Origin of the sequence: Brevibacillus sp. HB1.4B, assembly GCF_013284285.1 — a bacterium.
In the GTDB taxonomy this organism is placed as follows: domain Bacteria; phylum Bacillota; class Bacilli; order Brevibacillales; family Brevibacillaceae; genus Brevibacillus; species Brevibacillus porteri.
The window spans coordinates 685,879-706,188 of record NZ_JABSUT010000002.1; the positions used below are offsets into that span (position 1 = coordinate 685,879).

At 48.2% G+C, this 20,310-nt stretch carries 20 protein-coding genes; 7 read left to right on the forward strand and 13 right to left on the reverse strand.

Annotated features, from left to right (window positions below):
* Nucleotides 1–446 precede the first annotated feature (446 nt).
* Both HP398_RS31485 and HP398_RS07560 read left to right on the forward strand, forming a co-directional pair.
* A complete protein-coding gene (locus tag HP398_RS31485) occupies nucleotides 447–1,265 on the forward strand; it encodes a DUF8189 domain-containing protein (RefSeq protein ID WP_483296510.1) in 819 nt (272 codons plus the stop codon).
* A 414-nt stretch (nucleotides 1,266–1,679) separates the two neighbouring features.
* The gene (locus tag HP398_RS07560; RefSeq protein WP_017250329.1) at nucleotides 1,680–2,153 is read left to right on the forward strand and encodes a chemotaxis protein CheW; all 474 of its coding nucleotides are present in this window, start codon (nucleotides 1,680–1,682) and stop codon (nucleotides 2,151–2,153) included.
* A gap of 62 nt (nucleotides 2,154–2,215) precedes the next feature.
* Here the strand turns inward: HP398_RS07560 and HP398_RS07565 are convergent, their stop codons facing one another.
* The 7 genes from HP398_RS07565 to HP398_RS07595 all read right to left on the reverse strand — a co-directional run bounded on the left by HP398_RS07565 (nucleotide 2,216) and on the right by HP398_RS07595 (nucleotide 8,533).
* A complete protein-coding gene (locus tag HP398_RS07565) occupies nucleotides 2,216–2,884 on the reverse strand; it encodes a hypothetical protein (RefSeq protein WP_106835867.1) in 669 nt (222 codons plus the stop codon).
* A gap of 49 nt (nucleotides 2,885–2,933) precedes the next feature.
* Nucleotides 2,934–3,530 (reverse strand): RNA 2',3'-cyclic phosphodiesterase, encoded by a 597-nt coding sequence (gene thpR, locus HP398_RS07570; protein WP_017250331.1) that lies wholly within the window; start codon nucleotides 3,528–3,530, stop codon nucleotides 2,934–2,936.
* A gap of 64 nt (nucleotides 3,531–3,594) precedes the next feature.
* On the reverse strand, nucleotides 3,595–4,077 hold the full coding sequence (locus HP398_RS07575; RefSeq protein ID WP_017250332.1) for a hypothetical protein: 483 nt from the start codon (nucleotides 4,075–4,077) through the stop codon (nucleotides 3,595–3,597).
* Between the two features lie 148 nt (nucleotides 4,078–4,225).
* Nucleotides 4,226–5,266 (reverse strand): hypothetical protein, encoded by a 1,041-nt coding sequence (locus HP398_RS07580; RefSeq protein WP_173622282.1) that lies wholly within the window; start codon nucleotides 5,264–5,266, stop codon nucleotides 4,226–4,228.
* Nucleotides 5,267–5,269: 3 nt separating this feature from the next.
* Complete coding sequence (surE, locus tag HP398_RS07585) at nucleotides 5,270–6,067, reverse strand: 5'/3'-nucleotidase SurE (RefSeq protein WP_017250334.1); 798 nt, start codon at nucleotides 6,065–6,067, stop codon at nucleotides 5,270–5,272.
* A gap of 131 nt (nucleotides 6,068–6,198) precedes the next feature.
* On the reverse strand, nucleotides 6,199–6,630 hold the full coding sequence (locus HP398_RS07590) for a tellurite resistance TerB family protein (protein WP_017250335.1): 432 nt from the start codon (nucleotides 6,628–6,630) through the stop codon (nucleotides 6,199–6,201).
* Nucleotides 6,631–6,730: 100 nt separating this feature from the next.
* The gene (locus tag HP398_RS07595; protein ID WP_173622325.1) at nucleotides 6,731–8,533 is read right to left on the reverse strand and encodes an SgrR family transcriptional regulator; all 1,803 of its coding nucleotides are present in this window, start codon (nucleotides 8,531–8,533) and stop codon (nucleotides 6,731–6,733) included.
* Between the two features lie 134 nt (nucleotides 8,534–8,667).
* On the opposite strand from HP398_RS07595, the gene HP398_RS07600 reads away from it, so the two are divergent.
* Nucleotides 8,668–9,891, forward strand: coding sequence for an MDR family MFS transporter (locus HP398_RS07600; RefSeq protein WP_173622283.1), 1,224 nt, complete (start codon nucleotides 8,668–8,670; stop codon nucleotides 9,889–9,891).
* 10 nt (nucleotides 9,892–9,901) lie between these two features.
* Here HP398_RS07600 and HP398_RS07605 read toward each other — a convergent pair whose 3' ends face one another.
* The 5 genes from HP398_RS07605 to HP398_RS07625 form a co-directional block, all read right to left on the reverse strand.
* Nucleotides 9,902–10,699: an ABC transporter ATP-binding protein gene (locus HP398_RS07605; protein ID WP_017250338.1), complete on the reverse strand. Its 798-nt coding sequence runs from the start codon at nucleotides 10,697–10,699 to the stop codon at nucleotides 9,902–9,904.
* Nucleotides 10,692–11,627: an ABC transporter permease gene (locus HP398_RS07610; RefSeq protein WP_017250339.1), complete on the reverse strand. Its 936-nt coding sequence runs from the start codon at nucleotides 11,625–11,627 to the stop codon at nucleotides 10,692–10,694. The genes HP398_RS07605 and HP398_RS07610 overlap by 8 nt, the downstream gene beginning before the upstream one ends.
* Nucleotides 11,628–11,655: 28 nt before the next feature.
* On the reverse strand, nucleotides 11,656–12,711 hold the full coding sequence (locus tag HP398_RS07615; RefSeq protein ID WP_017250340.1) for an ABC transporter substrate-binding protein: 1,056 nt from the start codon (nucleotides 12,709–12,711) through the stop codon (nucleotides 11,656–11,658).
* A gap of 92 nt (nucleotides 12,712–12,803) precedes the next feature.
* Nucleotides 12,804–13,808: an ABC transporter substrate-binding protein gene (locus HP398_RS07620; protein ID WP_069851401.1), complete on the reverse strand. Its 1,005-nt coding sequence runs from the start codon at nucleotides 13,806–13,808 to the stop codon at nucleotides 12,804–12,806.
* A gap of 129 nt (nucleotides 13,809–13,937) precedes the next feature.
* Nucleotides 13,938–15,257 (reverse strand): hemolysin family protein, encoded by a 1,320-nt coding sequence (locus HP398_RS07625; protein ID WP_173622284.1) that lies wholly within the window; start codon nucleotides 15,255–15,257, stop codon nucleotides 13,938–13,940.
* A 141-nt stretch (nucleotides 15,258–15,398) separates the two neighbouring features.
* Between HP398_RS07625 and HP398_RS07630 the strand changes: the two genes are divergently transcribed.
* The 4 genes from HP398_RS07630 (at nucleotide 15,399) to HP398_RS07645 (ending at nucleotide 19,968) form a co-directional block, all read left to right on the forward strand.
* The gene (locus HP398_RS07630) at nucleotides 15,399–17,063 is read left to right on the forward strand and encodes a DNA repair helicase XPB (RefSeq protein WP_217368555.1); all 1,665 of its coding nucleotides are present in this window, start codon (nucleotides 15,399–15,401) and stop codon (nucleotides 17,061–17,063) included.
* A gap of 52 nt (nucleotides 17,064–17,115) precedes the next feature.
* A complete protein-coding gene (locus tag HP398_RS07635) occupies nucleotides 17,116–17,685 on the forward strand; it encodes an RNA polymerase sigma factor (protein ID WP_007716978.1) in 570 nt (189 codons plus the stop codon).
* Nucleotides 17,666–19,060 (forward strand): hypothetical protein, encoded by a 1,395-nt coding sequence (locus HP398_RS07640; protein WP_173622286.1) that lies wholly within the window; start codon nucleotides 17,666–17,668, stop codon nucleotides 19,058–19,060. The genes HP398_RS07635 and HP398_RS07640 overlap by 20 nt, the downstream gene beginning before the upstream one ends.
* Before the next feature lie 74 nt (nucleotides 19,061–19,134).
* The gene (locus tag HP398_RS07645) at nucleotides 19,135–19,968 is read left to right on the forward strand and encodes a DUF1835 domain-containing protein (RefSeq protein ID WP_173622287.1); all 834 of its coding nucleotides are present in this window, start codon (nucleotides 19,135–19,137) and stop codon (nucleotides 19,966–19,968) included.
* Nucleotides 19,969–20,015: 47 nt separating this feature from the next.
* Here HP398_RS07645 and HP398_RS07650 read toward each other — a convergent pair whose 3' ends face one another.
* Nucleotides 20,016–20,276: a YusU family protein gene (locus HP398_RS07650; RefSeq protein WP_015892299.1), complete on the reverse strand. Its 261-nt coding sequence runs from the start codon at nucleotides 20,274–20,276 to the stop codon at nucleotides 20,016–20,018.
* Nucleotides 20,277–20,310 lie beyond the last annotated feature (34 nt).

The following is a 20,310-nucleotide window of genomic DNA, read 5'->3' on the forward strand; positions in this document are numbered from 1 at the left end:
ACGGTCCCCCTATTAAAACACAGTCACATAAACGCCACGTCGGTGTTCCGCTAACAGCTACCACACCCTCAGTTTGAATCACTTGGATTGTAACTGCATGAGTGACAGAAGTGGAAATATTGTCATTCCACGTAAGGTTAGGATTCATCACGATACCGGCCCCTTTGTTTACGCTAATGCTTTTTAACCAAAAGTCGTCTAGTTCGGAAAGTATGGGGCGGTAGTAACACTACTTTCTGAACCGTATAAAGCTCATGAGGTAATCATAATCATGTAGTAATGTGAATCTGAGGTTACTAAACAATTGTAGTAACCTCAGATTCAGTTTTGTATAACAAGCAAAGGAGGCAGTCAATATGTACAGCGGACTCATGGCTTCGTACAGAGCTACCAGCTACGGCCCCACTCCAGCTGTATTTATCAGCAAGAACGATGGCACCCTCTGGATGGTCGATAAAGTGAACCGATACGACCCAAATTCCAGCTGGACGCCATGGCGCAAGGTGAGAGTTCCAGTTGGGGGTGTGACAGTAGGTAGTGTGTTTCCACGGGTGGGCGGGTTGCTGCAAGCGTTCGTCATCGCGAACTCAGATTCGAGCGTCAGAACGATGTGGGAGATTTTGATGCATCGCTGGTCAGACTGGCAATTATTCTGGAACGGTGCTGGCGTGACAAGCGTGGCGGCTGTTGCTCTCCCCGACGGGCGTCTCCAAGTCTTCGTTACCCTGAGGACCAACACGATCTTCACCACCCAGAAGAAAACGACCGCCGAAAACTCCGATTGGGTTCCATGGCACGAATTCACGCCGCCTGGCGGACATCGCATCAGGCGGATCTCAGCATGCATCCTGGCGGACGGACGAATACAACTCTTCGTGACTACTGGACTAAACGTGTTGACGACTTGGATGGTGCATAGACACGCCAACTCGGACTGGGCACCGTGGCGTGTTTGGTACGATACGAGGGAGGACGACAAGATCTCGGCAGGTACTCTTCCCGACGGGCGGGTGCAACTGTGGCGTCTCAAACTTGATGGACATCTGTCGAGCCGGTGGAAGACTGGCGGCCCGAACTCCGACTGGAGCCCATGGAGGTCATTCCACGCGCCTGGCCGGCCCGTCGCCTTCACTGTGGCACCGTTGAATGACGGGCGTCTGCAAGTGTGGGTAGCTGACCAATCTGGGGATATCCACACACAGTGGAAGGTTAGTACCGATCCAAATGCCGCTTGGACACCCTGGAAAAGATTTCGCAAACCGTAATCTGGCTGTAAAAGAAATCTTACTGTAAAGCAAATTTTTTGATTGATTTGAGATCAGCTACTGCTACACCCTTTCATAAAGTCCCATTATCGTAATAGCTCCGCGAGTCTAGAACTTTATTTTTCAGTCTACAACTATATTTTCTAGTCAAATACTGCACTCAATTCGAACGTACATTCTCTATCAAATCACCCTGAATAGATAATGCAGATTGGTTTTGACAGAACATTGAGCAAAATTGCCTTTCTCAGCTTTGGAGTCAGCATGACCATTGTTGTTCTCGCTTCCTTGCAGATCATCCCCTGAAACTAGTTCATAAGTCTTTGCCTGCCACAAAAAAACGTCCTGAATAGGTTTGTCCATGGTACAATATGGGTAAAGACATGGAAAGCGGTTCGGGGAGGAATAGTGCACATGGATTTGACGAAAAGAAGCAATGATTTGGAGGCAGAAGTAGCTGTTGACCAACAGATTTTGTTTAAAATGGGGAATGAATATTACGGACTGTCAATTTCACTCGTACGTGAGATTATCAAGCCACTTCCCATTACACGTTTTCCAAAATCTCCACCTTATGTCGAAGGAGTCATTGATCTGCGTGGGCGGATCTTACCGATAATCAACTTGCGGAAAATGTTTGATTTGGAACCTTTGGAACAAACGGATGATACTCGCTTTGTCGATTTGCAGATGGATGCGTTGAACATCGGGATTATCGTAGATGCGGTCTCGGAGGTCATGAATATTCCGCAGAACTTGATCGAGCCTGCACCACCGATTATCGCTGGTGTAGAGGGCAAGTATTTGCACGGCATTGCCCGTTTGAACGACAAGCTGATCATGCTGCTCGATGTGGATGAAATTTTTGGACAGTGGAAAAAGAAGTAAGCGGCAGTGTAAAGCCCAGTGCGATGATGCACTGGGCTTTTGTTCTCTTTATTCGTTACTCCCTACTCTCTGCCTCCGCTTGCTAAATACGCATAGTTCACCCATACCATCTCTTCGATTCCCAAAATTTCTTTGAACAGGTCAACCGAGTCGTACAACAGTGAAGCTCCTGTGTCGTCATCGACGTTCGTCAACAACTGCAGATCAAAAAGGGAACGTAACTGCTGAATCTGCTTTGGACCCACGATCCGACCAAATGACTGCGGCTTGATACGTGTGATCCCTTTACCTACCTCGCGCCGATACAACTCCGAACGCACTACCCTCTCCAGTATGTCTTCATACTTTTGCCGAACGTCCTCGCTTTCTACGATTCCTTCCTGCAGGTCAATCTCTGGATAAAGCCTACCAAACTCGGCTTCCGCCATTTCTACATCGAGCGAGTAGCTGATTGTCGCTGACGCAACCTCGTAGCCTGCATCGAACAAGCGAAAGCCCCAGCCGTTGTCCTCAGCGTCATGAAACCAGAGGAGGGGTACGAATTGCTTGGACAGTCTCAGCAAAAAATCAAGCGTCGTGGAGGTTTCCAGCCACTCATCCTGCAGGAAAAATGCATTCCAGTCGATGTTGACGTTTCTGTGGAAGTATGGCTGCTCTGTCTTGGATAAGGCAATCAGTACTTTCGGTTCGTATTTGCGTGGATAAAGAATGCCGGTCGTGAACTCACCCATCCGTTTTCCACCGCTTTCTGGAAGGCTTCCCTGATCCTTTCTTCTTAGTCTATTCAGGCAACGCTTGTTTTTTGCTGTGATCTTTATCAAACGTGCTCGTGTGGATCATCGTATGTACCGCGCCCTCCGGCAACAGCTCGGAACGATATAAATGGAAATGCCGTGCCTTCCATTGTGGGGGCTCCTGCGCTAAATAACGTTCATTCCAATCTACGAGGGCAAGCTCATCCCCACTGCGATGCGGACCGCGCGCCAGCGTAATATGCGGCCGATACCGCTTCCGATCGTAGGACAAGCCTTCGTGCAATTCGAACCTTCTACCCAACAATAAATGCAGCTGGTTGAGTGGAGAAAGTTGGCCGCGCAGTCCCAGCCAGAGCACACGTGGATGCAGGGCATTCGGAAAAACCCCGAAGTTACCAACACGCAGGGTAAATGGCTGGATGATCGCGCCGACGATATCCATATCCTCACAGATAGCGGGTACGAGTGACTCATCCACCTCTCCAAGAAAATGCAGAGTCAAATGCAAATTAGCGAGAGACTGCCACCTGTCCGCAGTCACATCTTGCTTTAACCGTTTTTGAACATCGGCAATATAAGCGGCAGCATCAGCTGGAATATCCAACGCTATGAATAAGCGCATTTCTGTCCTCCTTCGAAAAAAATAGCCCTCCTGTGACGGAGAGCCATTTATCTTTCCTGCCTCGTTAGGCAGCCATCATCTTTCCGGTTACGATTCCCAAAACACTCCTGACATATTCCGCAAGACGGTTCGAGCCAGGCTGGTAGGTAAAACGCAAGGTCAGCTCACTATGACCGACATGACCAGCAGGAGGGATATTCCAGAAGTACTCTGCTTCCCCATATAAAAACTCTTCAATGCGCTGCTTCTTTCCTTCGATATCGATACTCGGATCATGCGTCAAGGAAAACTTCATCATGACTGAAAACGAATCTGTCCAAACTTGATCGCGCTTATGTAATTTCCCATGAATAACTACTAAACCGGCTTCTCCCCACAAATTGTACTCGAGCAAAGCCTGAAACTGCGGATGTACCTGCAGCTCCAAGGCAGGAAGCCCTCCTTCGATCGTAAGTGCATGACGTTGTGCCAGTTGCTCAATCTCCCCTTGAAAACGGTGGGCGCATTCAGAAACAGCCTGGAACAAATTGGGTTCAACAGCGTACATCGTCGTCACCTCTCCCCAATGGATTGTCTGTCTTACTTAATTCGAATTCCCGCTTGTCATATCCTTTGTTGAAAAATGACTTATTTACCCATATTTCATCGAAGAACAAAAAATTCCAGGGAGAGTCTTTTTTCACAATCCTCAACAATTACAGGTAGGGGACAGGCATTCCTGGAAACGCTTTCGCAAACACCTGCGCGAGATGCTTCTGTACATCTTCATCCAGCTCCAAATGATAGAGGCGACCGCTCTCATAACGCAATAGTGGATAGGCGCCTACCTGCAAGGGAGAAGCGTCCTGTGTTTCCACATACTCCGGCAAGGTCATCAAAAAGCGCGAGAAAGGATTCGCTTCATCTTCTGACATATGAACGACCTCGAACAAATGCGAGAGACTTGGCGTCAGCACGATCATCGCGTAATCTCCCTCTTCCGCAGCCCATACGGTAAAGGACGTATCCCGGACCTCGCTGCGGGCGTGCCTGCGCATGACCCATACTGCTTGCTGCACAGTACTCATCAATAAATGCTGCGCTCCTTCTTCACCCTGGACATCTCTCATGTGCTTGTAACGCAATACGAAGGCCATCCCCGATTCTGTAAAAACAGATCCAGGCAAGCTCATCGCTGAGATGCTTTCTGTCTCTTCCTCACGCACCTGCACCTCTTCTGGAAGAGTATCAGGTGTTCCTTCATAGAGCGCCTGAATCATCTCACGCGTACGAACCACTTCCGCTGGGGAAAAAGAAATCGACTCGGAATAGATGTGGGTAAGCTCACGATCCGCGTAAGCCAAGTAGTGCAAAGAAATAAACGGCTGCTCGATCATTGTCAAAGCCATGCTTCGCTCGTCAGCATGCGCTATGTCGAACGTCAACGGAAAACCAAGTGGATTCAGCGGGTCCGACAGTGTCCAAATGACAGCGAGCAGTTTATTTTGATACGTTTTGAATTCGAGCGAAACGGCATCTCTCGTCTGCTCGCTGAAAGCATCCACCGATTCGAACACCAAATACAGCTCCACCTCGCCCGTTCCACTTAGACGGACAAAGTAAGGAAGCCCCTCCTCTTCTGCCAGCTTGTACAAATCGTGATAAACCACGGGATCGAGAACCTCTCCCTGTGTTGAATCGTCTGGAGAACACAGGGTATCATCGGGGGTTAACGAGGGGAAAAATTCTTCATTCATGCGTTATTCCTCCTGTTTTCCCCAAGCTTTTAGCAATGTCCAATTGTCCATTTGTTTTAAGAGAGTCCGATCTGTCGCGTCAATGTGGACAGGGGTAATCGCAATATAGCCATGCTTGAGCAAATCATAGTCCAGCGGCTCCGCCAGTGGCATGACTTGAGGGTACTCGCGTGCCAAATAATAGCCTTCTGCTTCTTCGCTATATTTGTCTTCATAGTGATTCATGGACAAGGTGGCCGGAACCATTCCTTTCACCTCAGCCAGCGGTACATGCGGGATATTAATATTCCAGAATACCTCTGACGCCAGTTCTCCTTTGACCGCACGATCACTGAATTCTTTTACAATCGGACGAATCATCTCCACTACATCGCCGTAGTTGTCTTGATCGAACCAGTTATCATAGGAAAGGGCAACACCGGGAACCCCCAAGATTACCGCCTCCCTGGCACCGCTGCACGTACCGGAGTAATAAATATCACGTCCGAGATTCGTCCCGACGTTAATCCCCGAAAATACGATATCCGGCTTTTTCCCATGTTCAAACAGGAGATGGTAAGCAGCTTTTACACAGTCTGCAGGGTTGCCATTGACCGCCCACGCTTTCACCGGCATTCCGTGAAAATCACGCTGTTCAGGCGCGAGCGCACTGCGATAAGTAATTCCGTGTCCCACCCCGCTTTTCTCTTCAACCGGTGCCACTATATAGACTTCCGCTCCCTCCAAAGTGAGCAAAGCTTCTACCAATCGCTTGATACCAAGAGCATCGATGCCATCATCATTCGTAACCAAGATCCGCAATTTGGGTCTCCTCCTTCATAAATAGCGTCGCCACTCGCCAAGACATCATTTTTCTTATTGTACTGTAGAATTCGAGGCTGCGCCAAGCTTCCACCTAAAACGAAAGGACCCCAATCATATTGGGGCCCCGTCTATTCTCCTACAATATCTTTCCAGCGTTCGCGCCAAACAATCCCTTCGCGAATCCACTCTTCTACTTGACGCTGCTTTTCCTCCGAGATTCCGATCAGGCAAGCGATGCGGGCAATCTCTTTTGTCTCCGCTGGTGATAACTTCCGATCGATCAATGCCATGTGGTAGAGCTTGCGCATCATAACGAGCTTTTCAGCCTGCGTCATGGCTACCAGGTCTTCCACGATGACCTCCGGACGCTTCGGATAGTCCATGTCATCCATTAAAATTTGTCGTTCTTTCAATGTAAAATGCTCCGAATTCACGATTTCATGAATACGATCCATTTCTTTATTTCCTATATAACCGTCGGCGTGTCCGACGCAGATCATTAAGCGAATGGACGCAAACAAAATGTGTTTGTCCTTTTCGATTTTGGTATACACCGGCATAGTTCCTCCTCAAAAAGCTTTATGAGCATAATATATAACTACATATGATAATACGATGAAAAACGAAAGCGGTTTCACATCATTATGTGACAAATTTATGCTATTCCCTAACAAAAATGCGTCTGAAATCCATCCAGCCATAGGCATCCAGACTTACACCCGATAACCGCGGATGTGCAAGTATCTCTACCCGATTCGAATACAGCGGGACAAACGTACTGTAAGCCGCAAGCGTATGCATGATGCTGTCCACGCAAGCTTGTCGGTCTTGCGCTGTTTGGACGCACGACATGCGGTTCATCCAATACGCGATCTCTTCCTTTCCATGCGGATCTAAATGATGTGAAATACTCAACGCACCAGCGTTTAGAAATTCTCGTAAAGACAGCTCCGCCCTTTCATCTACATTCGCACTATCCACAACCAAATCTGCCTCTTGTAACAACGGAGGCAAGGCAAGCTCCTCCGGAGATGCATACCTGATCTCAATGGCAATTCCGTATTCCTCGCACGTTTTCTGAATCCACTGGGCATCTTCTATATGATCGGAATCTGGATACGTGTAGAGCGACAGTGCCTCTCCCTGATACTCGCTCTCTTTGAAAATACGAACCAACTCCTGCACATCCGGCACCTCTCTTTTTTCTTGGAACGAATCACTTCCACCCCAAATGACTGCATGCTCCCTCGTTCCCTGTAGCTCTTGTCTCAAGGCTTGTCCACAAATGATAGCCACCATGAGACTCCGAAATTCGCTATGTGACAGCGGGCCATTTTTTGCTCCATTCAAGCTGACGTATTGAAAACAATCTTCCAATCTGCCGACGTCACTCCATGTCAGAGCGCTCGTATCCCGATGATCATCCATAGCCATTACGGATAACAAGCTCTCATCTGCCTGTGCTTCTGCTGCCATTCCAGGTACGCACCAGATTTCAATTCGGTCCAAGAACGGCCTACCACCAAAATAAGGCGTGAACGCTTCCAGCACGAGCATGGAATCGTCGTTGCGGACTACTCGAAACGGCCCCGTTCCTACTGGCATTTGCGCAAATTGCTCCCCCATCTCCAGAACGTAATCACAGGGGACAATCGCCATATATTCCTTGCTTAGTGCCTGTAAAAACAATTCATCCGGCATATGCAAAGAGATCGTCAATACGTAGTCATCTTTGACGGTAATCGATTCGATTGAAGCGGCTAGCCAGCGATGTTTATAGGAATGCTGCATCAAACGAAGCAAGGAAAAGCGCACATCATCCGCAACAAGTGGACGGCCATGATGGAATAGAACACCTTTCCGCAAGTAAAAAGTCCACTGCTTCCCTTCTTCACTAGTGTCCCAATAAAAAGCAATAGCGGGTTCAATCCGTTTCGTGACAGGATCAAACTGAACCAGAGAATCAAATAGCTGCTTTACCATATGTGACTCGGAGCGCAGGAGAATATGGATCGGATCAAGCCCTGCAAATGGCCGATTGTAAAACAAACGCAAGGTATCGATTCTGCCCTTATTTCCCTTTTCCCGTTTCACATGATGTCCAAACTGACTATTCATCCATCGTGAAAATTTTTCACCCAAAACAGGCAAATTTACCCTATATTCGTCGATCATATCCCGTGCAGCACGAATCTCCCCTTTTTGAACGAGCTCCTTGGCTACGCTCAGAATCAGGTCTTCCGGCGCAAGCAAGCATGTCAATACAGATCGATTTCCTCGCCCTCTCCCCGGCTGCCAGACTACCCATCCCTGACTTTGCATTTTTTTCAAGGTCAAGGTCGTATTCCGCAATGTACAAAATAAAAGCGAAGCAACTTCAGCTAACGATATGTCAAGCGGATGCCCTATCTCTTCATTAGGCCGCCCCGCACATAAACGCATGTATTGTTCAACCAGTTGCATCTTGCCACCACCAATTCCCTCAGAAAACATGAAAAAACTATTCGCCTAATCGTACGCTTTTTCTCCGGTCTTTGCCACCTTACAATTCTAAAAACACCAACTAACCGGAAAAAGCCGAAAGAAAGGACTTTCTTATGCCACACATCCCTCATGCACTCCGGCGATTCTTTGCTTCGTATCCAATACTTCTCTGGGTCCGTCTGTTCGGCGAAACGCTTACCTCTTTATCCAGCGCCATGATCGCTCCGTTTCTCGTATTGTACTTGAGCGAGAACATCGGCGGCTCTGTCACTATGACCATGCTTGTCATTGGCTTGCAGCCCTTCTCCGAAATTTTGCTGACGATATTTGCTGGTGGTATCACGGACCGCTATCGCCGAAAAACGATCATGCTACTCGCCCTGTTCCTGCAAGGCTTCGCCATGTTGGGAATGGCTTGGGCAGACTCCATGCTGGGCTTTGCGATCCTGTACATCATCAACGGTGCTGGCCGCTCCCTGTTTATCCCTGCCAGCCGCGCGCATCTCGCTGATACGATTTCCTCTGCACAAATGGCAGGTGCCTTTGCCCTTCTCAATACTTCTAGCAGTATCGGGGCCGCATTGGGACCTTTAGTCGGCGTCATCATTTATAAGTACGATCCTGCTATGGCATTTTTGTTTACTGCGATCTCGCTATTGATCTATGCTCTTGCCGTCTGGTGGAAAATCCCGCAAACTCCGCTGCCAGAAGCTCCTGTCGAGGAAGCAGCTGATGTGCGTTCACGAGGCTCCTGGCATGCTTATCGACCAGCCCTTGCCATTATGATGTTGTCTTTGCCGATCAGTCTGTTTTACGCGCAAACCGAGACGAATCTCCAGCTTCATCTAAAATACACGCTGCCAGACTATTTGCAAACACTTGCCTTGCTCATTGCGGTAAAAGGGGTCCTGTTGCTCCTGTTCGAGTATTTGCTCGTCAAATGGACACAGCACTTGCCGGCTCGCCTGTTGATTAGCGGCTCGTACATTTGTTTTCTCATCGTATCCTTGGGCTACGCCTTCATCGACAACATACCTGTCCTTCTTTCTCTGCAAGTGCTGCTCGTCCTTGGGGAGAGTATTGGTCTGACTCAGTTGATGGCCTTCGTCACACGAATATCACCTGTCACGATGCGCGGGCGGTACTTCGCAATCACGGGAACACACTGGGATATCTCCCGCATGTGTGGACCATATTTGGGTAGCCTTGTCTTGCTGCATGATGGCGGCACGATGCTATTCACCATCATAGCAGGCATCCTCTTGATCGGTGCCGGATTCATGTACATGTATCTTTCCAAGCATGAAAAAGCCTCCCTGCTTGAACAGGAAGGCTGATTCGATCCGATTAGGTTAACAAGAAGCGATCTTCACTGAAGCTTTCTCCACCGCGGGCTGTTTCGAATGCGCGAAGCAGATCCTGCGGTTTCATCGTCCGTTTTTTCTCATCCGGAATGTCGAGGATAATCCCCCCATCGTGGAGCATCAGCAGACGATTGCCCATGTTCAACGCTTGTTCCATATTATGCGTGACCATGATTGTCGTCAGTTTATAGCGCTCCACGATTTTTTCCGTTAAATCTACAATCAACTGCGCCCGTTTTGGGTCAAGCGCTGCTGTATGCTCATCGAGGAGCAAAATCTTCGGTTCTGTGAAGGTAGCCATCAACAGGCTAAGCGCTTGACGCTGTCCCCCTGAGAGGAAACCTACCTTGGTCTTCAAGCGGTTCTCCAGCCCTTGATCCAGCTGCTTGAGCTGCTCACGGAACAGCTCTCGCTTCTGGTTATTCACCCCAAATCCAAGTGTACGGCGTTTTCCCCGCCCCAAAGCGATTGCCAGATTTTCCTCAATCGTCATGTTCGGCGCTGTACCTGCCATTGGGTCCTGAAAGACTCGACCAATCAGACCTGCGCGTTGGTGCTCCGCCAAGCGCGTGACATCTTTGCCATCAATCGTAATGCTACCCTCATCTGGCGTCAGTCCACCGGAGATCATGTTCATCATCGTCGATTTACCGGCACCATTACTACCGATAACGGTGATGAACTCTCCCTTCTTAACGTCCAGATTAACGTTTCGAAGCGCGATCTTTTCGTTCACAGTTCCTGCGTTGAATACTTTGTTGACGTTTTTAATTTTAAGCATCGCTACTTCCTCCCCTTGCCGTGCGTACCGCTTGCTTTTTCCAGATGCCTTTTGCCACAGTTGGGACAGTCAGGGCAAAGATAACGATCAGGGCAGTAATCAGCTTCATGTCAGAAGGATTGAGTCCTGCATCCAGAGCCAGTGCAATGACTAAGCGGTACACAATCGAGCCGAGAATGACAGCAAGCGTCACTCGGAAAATCGAAGAGCTGCCAAACAAAACTTCCCCGACAATAACGGAAGCGAGACCGATGACGATCATCCCGATCCCCATACCTACATCCGCAAAGCCTTGGTATTGGGCTACCCACGCACCAGCTAAAGCTACCAAGCCATTGGAGAGAGCCAAACCAATGATCGTTGTCGAATCCGTGTTTACCCCAAAGCTACGGATCATCTTCGAGTTGTCACCTGTCGCACGCAAATCCAGACCCATATCCGTATGCAGGAACCAGTCAATGATGAGCTTCAACACCATAACCCCTACGATAAAGACGATTGCTACACCAGACAGCAAGGTAACTCCACCTACGGCCAGGTTCGGAATGCCCATATCCTTCACATAAGTGAACAGGGTATCTTCCCGCAAAAGGGGCAGATTCGCTTTCCCCATGACACGCAAATTGATCGAGTACAAGGCGATCATCGTCAAGATCCCCGCCAAAAGTGCGTTAATCTTTCCTTTGGTATGCAAGACGCCCGTAAAAGCCCCTGCCAAACCACCTACGATGAAAGCCAGCAAAGTGGCCAAAAACGGATTGGTGCCATCGATTATGAACTTGGCTGCGATTGCGCCTCCCAAGGCAAAACTACCATCTACGGTCAAGTCAGGAACGTTTAGAACTCGGAAGGTCAGATATACACCGAGAGCCAAGATACCAAATAGTAAACCTTGCTCAATGGCTCCCATTATTGCCAGTTGATTCATAGAAGAAATCCTCCAATTACTGCATTTATTACTCGATCACTTGTCCAGCACGGTCGAGCATGGCTTGCGGAATCGTCACACCCATTTTTTCCGCTGCTTTCTTATTCAATACGAGCTTCATGTCTGCTTGCACTTCAACAGCCATATCAGCTGGCTTCGCTTCACCCTTCAGGATTTTTGTTGCCATATCAGCTGTTTGCTCACCCAGCTTTGTGTAGTCGATCCCGTAAGTGGCAATCGCTCCGCTCTTCACAGAGTTTTCTTCACCAGCGATGACCGGAATTTTTTGTGCTTCCGCTACACCGATAACAGCTGCGATCGAAGATACGACCATGTTGTCAGTTGGTACGTAGAAAGCATCTACTTTGCCCACCATGGACTCAGCTGCTTGCTTCACTTCCGTTGCGCTCGTAATCGCCGCTTCTTTAATTTCTAAACCAAGCTTGCCAGCTACAGCTTTTGCCGCATCCACCTGTACCTTGGAGTTGACTTCACCAGAACTATAAATGATTCCAACAGACTTCGCATCAGCTTTCATTTCTTTGATCAGCTTCAATTGCTCTTCGACAGGGTTCATATCCGATGTACCAGTTACGTTCGCTCCTGGCTTGTCCATCGCAGCTACCAGACCAGCTTCTACTGGATCAGTTACCGCCGTAAACAGGATTGGAATCTGCTTGCTAGTTTGTGCGGCAGCCTGTGCCGTCGGGGTTGCAATAGCCAACACCAAATCTACTTTGTCAGCCTCGAATTTTTGGGCAATCTGAATGGCAGTATCCATGCTCGCTTGAGCGGATTGCACATCGATTTTTACTTGCTTGTCTTTTTCGTAGCCGTTTTTCGCCAATTGGCTGATAAAGCCCTCTCTTGCTGCATCCAAAGCAGGGTGTTCCACGAATTGGGCAATTCCAATCGTCAGCTGCTTGGTTTCAGTAGACGGAGCAGGCGCCGTCGTGGTTGCGGGGGCTGGTGTAGAATTGTTTGCAGGAGTAGCGCTTTGCTGTCCACATGCGGTAACAGACAAAAGCAATAAAGGAAATAAAAAACTCTGAAAAATTTTAACACTCTTCTTTTGTTTGAACATTTAGTGAATTCCCCCTCGTGAATTTTTTTCTACAATTTTAACATGGATAAAACGGTTTTAAAAGAATAAAAAGAGAGCATGACGCTCTCTTTTTACTTGATGATTTCTTTCGCCTGTTGTTTGAGTGCCTCAGAAATAGTGAGACCAAACTTTGCAGCAGCTGTTTCATTAATATACAAATCAGCTTGTTTCGAAATCTCTACAGGAGTATCAGCAACACTCTGCCCTTTTAAGATACGGGCAGCCATATCGCCTGTTTGTTTACCGATTTGGTAGTAATCAATCCCATACGTAGCAACCGCTCCACGTTTCACTGTATCGGTATCAGAAGCAAAGACAGGGATTTTGTTTCCTTCTGCTGCTCCGAGTACCGCTTCAAACGAAGATACGACCGTGTTGTCAATTGGGATAATAATGGCATCTGCTTTACTAGCAAGCGATTGTGCTGCTAGCTGCACTTCGGATAGCTGCGAAATGCCAGCCTTGATGATTTCTACGCCTTCTTTTTGCGCTGCGTCTTCCAATTCCTTGACCTGTACCTCTGAATTAATTTCGGAGGTCGTATAGATCACGCCCAGCTTTTTCAACTCAGGCAGGAATGCTTTCACCAGCTTCAATTGTTGTTCCATCGATACTTTATCGGACGTCCCGGTGACATTTTTGTCTGGCTTCTCCAGACTGCCAACCAGTTGAGCCGAGATCGGGTCTGTTACGGAACTGAAAATAACAGGTTTATCTGCAATCGCCTTGGCTGCAGCCTGAGCGGATGGCGTCGCAATCGCTACGACAAGATCCTTTTTATCTCCGGCATACTTCTGTGCGATCGAGACCGTATTGTTCATGTCGCCATGGGCGTTTTGGGAGTCTACCTCCAAGTTCTTGCCCTCTTCGTAGCCAGCATCCTTCAGTCCATCCAAAATTCCTTTATGAATAGCATCCAGCGCAGGGTGCTCCACGAATTGCGTCAGCCCCAGCTTCACTGTTTGCCCTTGGCCTGTCGTTGCTGCTGTCTCTGTTTTCCCACCTGTTTCGTTGCCACATGCTGCCAAAGAAAACGCCAGCAATGCGGTCAGTACCATACTGACTGCTCGTCTCATCTGTACTTCCTCCTCTAGTCTCTACTCTCAGCTGCTCTAATCGCCCTAAGCAATTAGGCTCATTGCCATCTAGGCAACTTGTGTCCCATTATAGCATATTATTGCGCATTGAGAAGCCCCTTTCCTTACTTAAGTAAAATTGACTTCTTCCTCTGCTTTGCCGATTTTCTTTACATATACCCTGGTGATTCTGTAATGGTCGACTTCTCCCACGACAAATTCGTACTTCCCCTCTTTTACTCGATCCCCCACGCGCGGCGGATGATCGATTTGCATGTAAATCCAACCTGCTAGCGTATCTACATCGCTTGACTCCAATTCGATGTCCAGATAATCGCCCACTTCCTCCAGTAGCATACGCCCGTCCAATGACAGCATCCCGTCACTTCGCTCCACCTCGGGGCGCTCGTCGTCGAACTCGTCTTGAATATCTCCGACAATTTCCTCCATTATATCTTCAAGCGTCACTAGCCCCGCAGTGCCCCCATACTCGTCAATGATAATCGCCATTTGTCCTCGTTGTTTTTGTAGCATAGTCAGCAACCGGCTGATCGAGATCGTCTCCGGCACAGTCAAAATAGGGCGCATGAAGCTCTGAAGGTCATTGCTCTCCCCTTCCAGAAGCCCTGTCAACATATCCTTGATGTGCAAACTACCCACAACATGGTCCTTGTCTCCATCCACTACCGGATAGCGGGTAAACCGTCCATTTTGGACATGCTTGACGTTTTCGTCAAAGGGATCGCGCAGGTTCAAGACAACCATATCTGTACGTGGAACCATGATTTCTCTTGCCATCGTCTCCGAGAAATCAAAAATATTATCGACCAGCATCAGCTCAGTTTGATCAATCAAGCCACTTTTGTGACTTTCATTGACGAGAATGCGAATCTCTTCTTCTGTATGTGCTTCTTGATGCGGCTCCAAGGATATATGAAAGAGCGCAAGAAAACGACTCGCGGCCCAGTTCAGCATTTGAATAAAGGGATACATGATTTTGTAGAAGAGCTGGATCGGTTTGGCTACCGCAAGTACCACCTTTTCGGAGTATTGAATAGCCAGTGTCTTAGGAGCCAGCTCCCCCAGCACGATATGCAAAAACGTAATCAGCGAAAAAGCAATAATAAAGGAAATACTGCTAACAACCGTTTCATTTAAATGGAAGTAACGAAAAACTGGATGCAGGAGATGCGCGACAGCAGGCTCTCCCAGCCAACCGAGTCCTAATGAAGCCAGCGTAATCCCGAGTTGGCACGCGGAGAGATAAGCATCCAAATTGTGCAGGACCCTCTCGACGTCAACAGCGCGCTTGTTTCCTTCCGCTGCGAGCTGGACAATACGCGATTCCCTAACTTTTACAATCGCGAATTCAGTCGCAACAAAGAACCCGTTCAGGAGTACGAGGATCATGACCAAGATCAAATTAAACAAGCTTCCCCAAATTGTCATGCTCCCCGCCGTCCTTTCCGTCCATGCTTTGGGATATTGTTTCCCATCCTCGCCAAAATGTTACCTGTTCGTTTTTCTTTCTTTTTGAGATTGTGATACCATAGTGCTGATTCCTATGCCTTTTGTAATGAGGTGAGTCTATTGTCGTACCGTCCAGACCTGCCCTTGATCGTTCAAAGCGATCGGACGATATTGTTGGAAACACAGCATCCTTTATTTTCCGAGGCCAGACAAGCTATCAGTGGTTTTACCGAGCTAATCAAGAACCCAGAATACATCCATACCTATCGGATCACCCCTTTATCGCTTTGGAATGCGGCTGCATCTGGTCTTACATCACAAGAGGTAACGGACGTGCTTGGCAGCTATAGCAAGTACGGTGTCCCACCTACCATCGTCAAAGAAATAGAAGATACGATGCGAAAATACGGCTTGTTTCGTTTGGAACGCATTGGTGATCATCTCGTATTAATGAGTGATGACCCCCTTCTTTTAGCAGAGGTGACCAGTTATAAATCAATCGCTGCTCTTTTTGAGAATGAATTCGTCATCAAAAGCTATGCGCGCGGTCTGATTAAACAAGAGCTGATCAAGCTCGGGTTTCCTGTTCAAGATTTGGCGGGCTATACAGAAGGAGAATCCTGTGCAGTCAGCTTGCGGGAAACGACATCCCAAGGCCGAGCATTCTCCTTGCGCTCTTATCAAAAAGAAGCTGTCGATGCCTTCTATTCTGGTGGAGCTGTGACCGGGGGAAGCGGTGTACTCGTCCTGCCCTGTGGTGCTGGAAAAACGGTCATTGGACTTGGTGCCATTTGCCAATTGCAAACAGCCACACTCATTTTGACCACGAATACGACATCGGTTCGTCAATGGATTGCAGAGCTCTTGGACAAAACAGGACTTGATCCAAATATGGTCGGCGAATACACTGGTGACAATAAAGAAGTCAAGCCAATTACTGTGGCGACTTATCAAATTCTTACATACCGCCCCACCGCCGAAGATGATTTTCCTCATCTGAAACTCTTTTCAGAGCGCGACTGGGGGCTTATTATTTACGATGAGGTGCATTTGTTGCCCGCACCCATCTTTCGTGTTACTTCTGGGATTCAAGCCACTCGCAGACTTGGGCTGACTGCTACTCTTGTTCGGGAAGACGGGCGGGAGGAAGATGTTTTCACGCTAATTGGTCCAAAAAAGTACGAGGTTCCGTGGAGAGTCATGGAAGAGCAAGGCTGGATCGCGGAGGCGCATTGCCGAGAAATTCGACTCCCCTTTGAGCCGAAGTGGCGTGAGGCTTATGCACATGCAACCGCTCGTCAAAAGTTTCGCATTGCGGCAGAAAATCCAAAAAAACTGGAGGTCGTCCGCGAGCTATTGGAGAGGCACGCCCACGATCGTGTTTTGATCATCGGGCAATATATCGATCAGCTTGAACAGATGGCAACGGCCCTCCAACTGCCACTCATTACAGGAAAAGTACCGGACAAAGAACGTGAGCTTTTGTACACGCAGTTTAAAAAAGGGGAAATTACACGCCTGATCGTATCCAAGGTAGCCAACTTTGCGGTTGATTTACCGGATGCCAACGTCGCGATCCAAATTTCCGGGACGTATGGTTCCAGACAAGAAGAGGCACAGCGCCTGGGACGCATCTTAAGGCCCAAAACAGACGACAACACCGCCCATTTTTATACATTGGTAACACGAGACACGAGAGAGCAGGAGTTTTCGCTCCATCGCCAGCTTTTTCTGGTCGAACAAGGCTATCCATACGATATTATAGAAATCGAAACGCTGGTCTGAAACGTTTACGAATAACCAGCGTCTCATAGAGGGAAGGGAGGCCAAAGATTCAATGCAATCCGACGCCGAAATCATTCAGCGGATTCTTCAAGGCGACATCGAAGCGTATCGCGACCTCATCCAGCGATATCAGCATATGATCTATGTTTTCATTTACAAAATGGTAAACAATCGCTCTGATGCAGAGGATCTCACTCAAGAAGTATTTGTAAAAGCGTATGAAAAATTGTCCACTTTCCGCGGGGACAGCCAGTTTTCTTCTTGGTTACATACGCTTGCCCGAAATAAGAGCATCGACTTCTTGCGTCGCCGAAAGTATCATGACTCGGATGAACAATTGGCCTATGTGCCATCAAATACACGGGATGAATCCCCTCAGGAATCGCTCATGACAAAGGAGCAACGTCGAGAAATTCAGGAGGCCTTTGCCTTACTGTCGGATTCTTATCGAGAAGTGATTGTCCTTCGCTGTACGCACGAATATCCGTTTGAAAAAATAGCTACACTCCTCGGCATCGCCGAATCTACAGCTCGCGTCCGTTACTTGCGTGCTCGTCAGGAACTCGCAAAATTGTTATCCCGCAAGGAAGGGGGGCTCGTACATGAACTGCCAGGCATTTAGAAAAGCATGGCTAGATGACACAGATAGCGATTCACACTCACATATTGAAACCTGTGACGAATGCATCGCTTGGATAGAAACGCAAATGACAACAGAAGAGGAGGTGCAGTTCTTGAAGGAGGTTCCACTACCTCAAGCGAACCTGGAAGACAGAATCATGCAAGCAATCTACCAGACCGCCGAAAAAGGTGTACCCCCTCACGCCGCTACTGCATCTTCAGAGCAACAAACGAGCACAGTGATCGTAAAGCCAAACAAGCGTTGGACCAAAGGCTTCCCTTCATACGCCTGGGTTAGCGCAGCGGCTGTCTTGCTCGCAGTTGGTTTCGTCGGCTACCAACAAATGGCACCGGATAATCTTCAAATGGCTGCCATTCAAGAAACCGGGATGAAAGACAACCAGAACACTTTTGCATTTACCGATACGGAATCAAAATCGGCACCGTCAGCCCCAGCACCTGCTATCGCTTCCATACCAGCAGCAGCCGATAGTCCGACGATGAAAAAAGCAGAAAGCAAGCCAGAGTCCGCCGCTACACAATCGCAGGTCGCTCCGACTGCACCTGCAAAAGATACACCTCCTGCATCACCTCCCCAATCGAACAATGCGATTGCGATGGTGAAACCAGAGGAAAAAGTAGTAACATCCGAGCCACGTACGATCAATAAAGACGGGCAGAACAGCGTGGCATCTCGCGGATTACAAGGGAACTCAGCTGATCAAGCAGCAAAAGCGAAATCGGAAGTTCCAGCCGTGTCAGCAAATACTGGTAACCAAGTAGCTGCAAAGGAAGCCAATGGCGCCGCTGCTGAGAAGCCTACGACTTTTGGGATCGCTTCCCAAGTGGAACCAGACACTGCTGATGGCGGTAAGACTGAGAACGCATTAGTGGGTCCAACGTTGCCGGCGGTAGCGAAGCAGCCCATTACGCTTTCCTCCTTCTCGGATTTGAACACTGCTGTACAAGCATCAGATATGCCCGTACCTGCCCTCTCGCAAGCACCGAATGGGTTCTCGATGAGTACGGTATCGGTCCAATATGAATCCGAAACCAGTCAGAAGGTGACTCGCTTAACTGCCGATTACAAGCGGAACAACGACTGGATTCGCCTAGATGTTGTGCGCAATACAGAAGGCAAGCGCAGCCTCTCTATCCCAGGCACTTTCTCCGCTACTCAGTTGTTCGCTGTCAACGGAGAGCAAGCCATCGCCGTTTCTTTTGATCAAACGGATTCAAAAGGATCAACAGCCCAGCATGCGGTTCATTTTAACGCTCAATCCGACAACCAATCGTTGTATGTGGTAGTGACCGCAAACGGAGTTACCTTAAATGAATTAATGGATGCTACCAAACATATCACGTGGAATCCGTAAAAAGATCCCTACAATCGGAAAAGACACGACCTGATTTTCGGGATCGTGTCTTTTTAATCATGAGGAGCTAACGAATGAACAAATTTCACATCTGCTTCAGCCTATCTGCCTACGGTACACTTCGATCGGTCTTCCGCAAACAGAATCTACTACAAACAGAAAGCATCATCTGTATCGAGGATGATTTTTCAGTTGGACCGCTACATCAACTGGAGACCGCAACCGGGATGAATGAAAGGATTGAATGGATTCATTCTTTCTTCAAGCAAGTAGAACCGATCTCTAACGAAGACCTGACAACGATAAAAGCATACCTGCTGCGAAATCTAACCTTGCCATCACAGGTCCCTGATGGCAGTAGCGTAATTCTGTGGTATGGTCAGAACGCATCTGACAGCATAGGGATTCGTTATGTTGTCTCCATGCTTCAGGATAAAAACCTCTCATTCGAAGGAATCGATATAACGGCATTTAGTGTGAATTGCGATTACAAAGTAAGAAACATAGATGGCAACGAGGTATCTTATGTATTGAAAAGCGCGGGTGCCCTCCCTCCCAAATTGGTGGTGGACGCTTATCAGGTGAAAAAGAATATGCCTGCGCCTCTCGTACAAAGCCTCATCCTCGAATGGGAAAAGTGGTCGCAATCTGATAGCACGCTGCGCGTTTACAAACAGGGTGAGGTATTAGAAGTATCGGAGGATTATTATGATGCCTTGCTCTTGGAACATGCATCAAATAAGTTCCAAAAGGCTGCACGTGTGATCGGTACCGTCATGGGGGAAAGCGATCAATGTATTGGTGACACGTATTTGACATACCGGGTTCATGAGCTGATCAAGCAGGGGCTGTTACAGTACCAAGGAGAGTTGATGCCTCTACGCCGATTAGAGATTGGATTGAAGTAAAAAAACGCTGTTCTCTTTCGCAAAGAGACAGCGTTTTTTCCTACTCTTTAATGCTTTTGATTTTTCTCCTGATTCCACTGCTTGATTTGCTCGATGATTTCCCGAATTTGATTCCGTGCTTCCATATGCTCAGGCTCGCTTCCCCAATGCTGAATCAGCGGAGGCATTGCTTTTGCCATTGTCGTGTACAGGCACCATACTTTTACCATTTCTACGCGCTCAGGAGTCGCTTCTCCTGTCAACAGCTCTGTAAATTTACGAACGAGATCCTCCAGTTCAGGGACCAACGCTTCTTTTTTCTCGTCCATGTCAGTTACCTCACTTTCGGGAACTTTTCTATTT

What these genes read in the sequence shown, in the direction of transcription:
- HP398_RS31485 (WP_483296510.1), top strand. Translation starts at nt 447, where the DNA reads ATGGTCGATAAAGTGAACCGATACGACCCAAATTCCAGCTGGACGCCA.
- HP398_RS07560 (WP_017250329.1), top strand. Translation starts at nt 1,680, where the DNA reads ATGGATTTGACGAAAAGAAGCAATGATTTGGAGGCAGAAGTAGCTGTT.
- HP398_RS07565 (WP_106835867.1), bottom strand. Translation starts at nt 2,884, where the DNA reads ATGGGTGAGTTCACGACCGGCATTCTTTATCCACGCAAATACGAACCG.
- thpR (WP_017250331.1), bottom strand. Translation starts at nt 3,530, where the DNA reads ATGCGCTTATTCATAGCGTTGGATATTCCAGCTGATGCTGCCGCTTAT.
- HP398_RS07575 (WP_017250332.1), bottom strand. Translation starts at nt 4,077, where the DNA reads ATGTACGCTGTTGAACCCAATTTGTTCCAGGCTGTTTCTGAATGCGCC.
- HP398_RS07580 (WP_173622282.1), bottom strand. Translation starts at nt 5,266, where the DNA reads ATGAATGAAGAATTTTTCCCCTCGTTAACCCCCGATGATACCCTGTGT.
- HP398_RS07590 (WP_017250335.1), bottom strand. Translation starts at nt 6,630, where the DNA reads ATGCCGGTGTATACCAAAATCGAAAAGGACAAACACATTTTGTTTGCG.
- HP398_RS07595 (WP_173622325.1), bottom strand. Translation starts at nt 8,533, where the DNA reads ATGCAACTGGTTGAACAATACATGCGTTTATGTGCGGGGCGGCCTAAT.
- HP398_RS07600 (WP_173622283.1), top strand. Translation starts at nt 8,668, where the DNA reads ATGCCACACATCCCTCATGCACTCCGGCGATTCTTTGCTTCGTATCCA.
- HP398_RS07605 (WP_017250338.1), bottom strand. Translation starts at nt 10,699, where the DNA reads ATGCTTAAAATTAAAAACGTCAACAAAGTATTCAACGCAGGAACTGTG.
- HP398_RS07610 (WP_017250339.1), bottom strand. Translation starts at nt 11,627, where the DNA reads ATGAATCAACTGGCAATAATGGGAGCCATTGAGCAAGGTTTACTATTT.
- HP398_RS07615 (WP_017250340.1), bottom strand. Translation starts at nt 12,711, where the DNA reads ATGTTCAAACAAAAGAAGAGTGTTAAAATTTTTCAGAGTTTTTTATTT.
- HP398_RS07620 (WP_069851401.1), bottom strand. Translation starts at nt 13,808, where the DNA reads ATGAGACGAGCAGTCAGTATGGTACTGACCGCATTGCTGGCGTTTTCT.
- HP398_RS07625 (WP_173622284.1), bottom strand. Translation starts at nt 15,257, where the DNA reads ATGACAATTTGGGGAAGCTTGTTTAATTTGATCTTGGTCATGATCCTC.
- HP398_RS07635 (WP_007716978.1), top strand. Translation starts at nt 17,116, where the DNA reads ATGCAATCCGACGCCGAAATCATTCAGCGGATTCTTCAAGGCGACATC.
- HP398_RS07640 (WP_173622286.1), top strand. Translation starts at nt 17,666, where the DNA reads ATGAACTGCCAGGCATTTAGAAAAGCATGGCTAGATGACACAGATAGC.
- HP398_RS07645 (WP_173622287.1), top strand. Translation starts at nt 19,135, where the DNA reads ATGAACAAATTTCACATCTGCTTCAGCCTATCTGCCTACGGTACACTT.
- HP398_RS07650 (WP_015892299.1), bottom strand. Translation starts at nt 20,276, where the DNA reads ATGGACGAGAAAAAAGAAGCGTTGGTCCCTGAACTGGAGGATCTCGTT.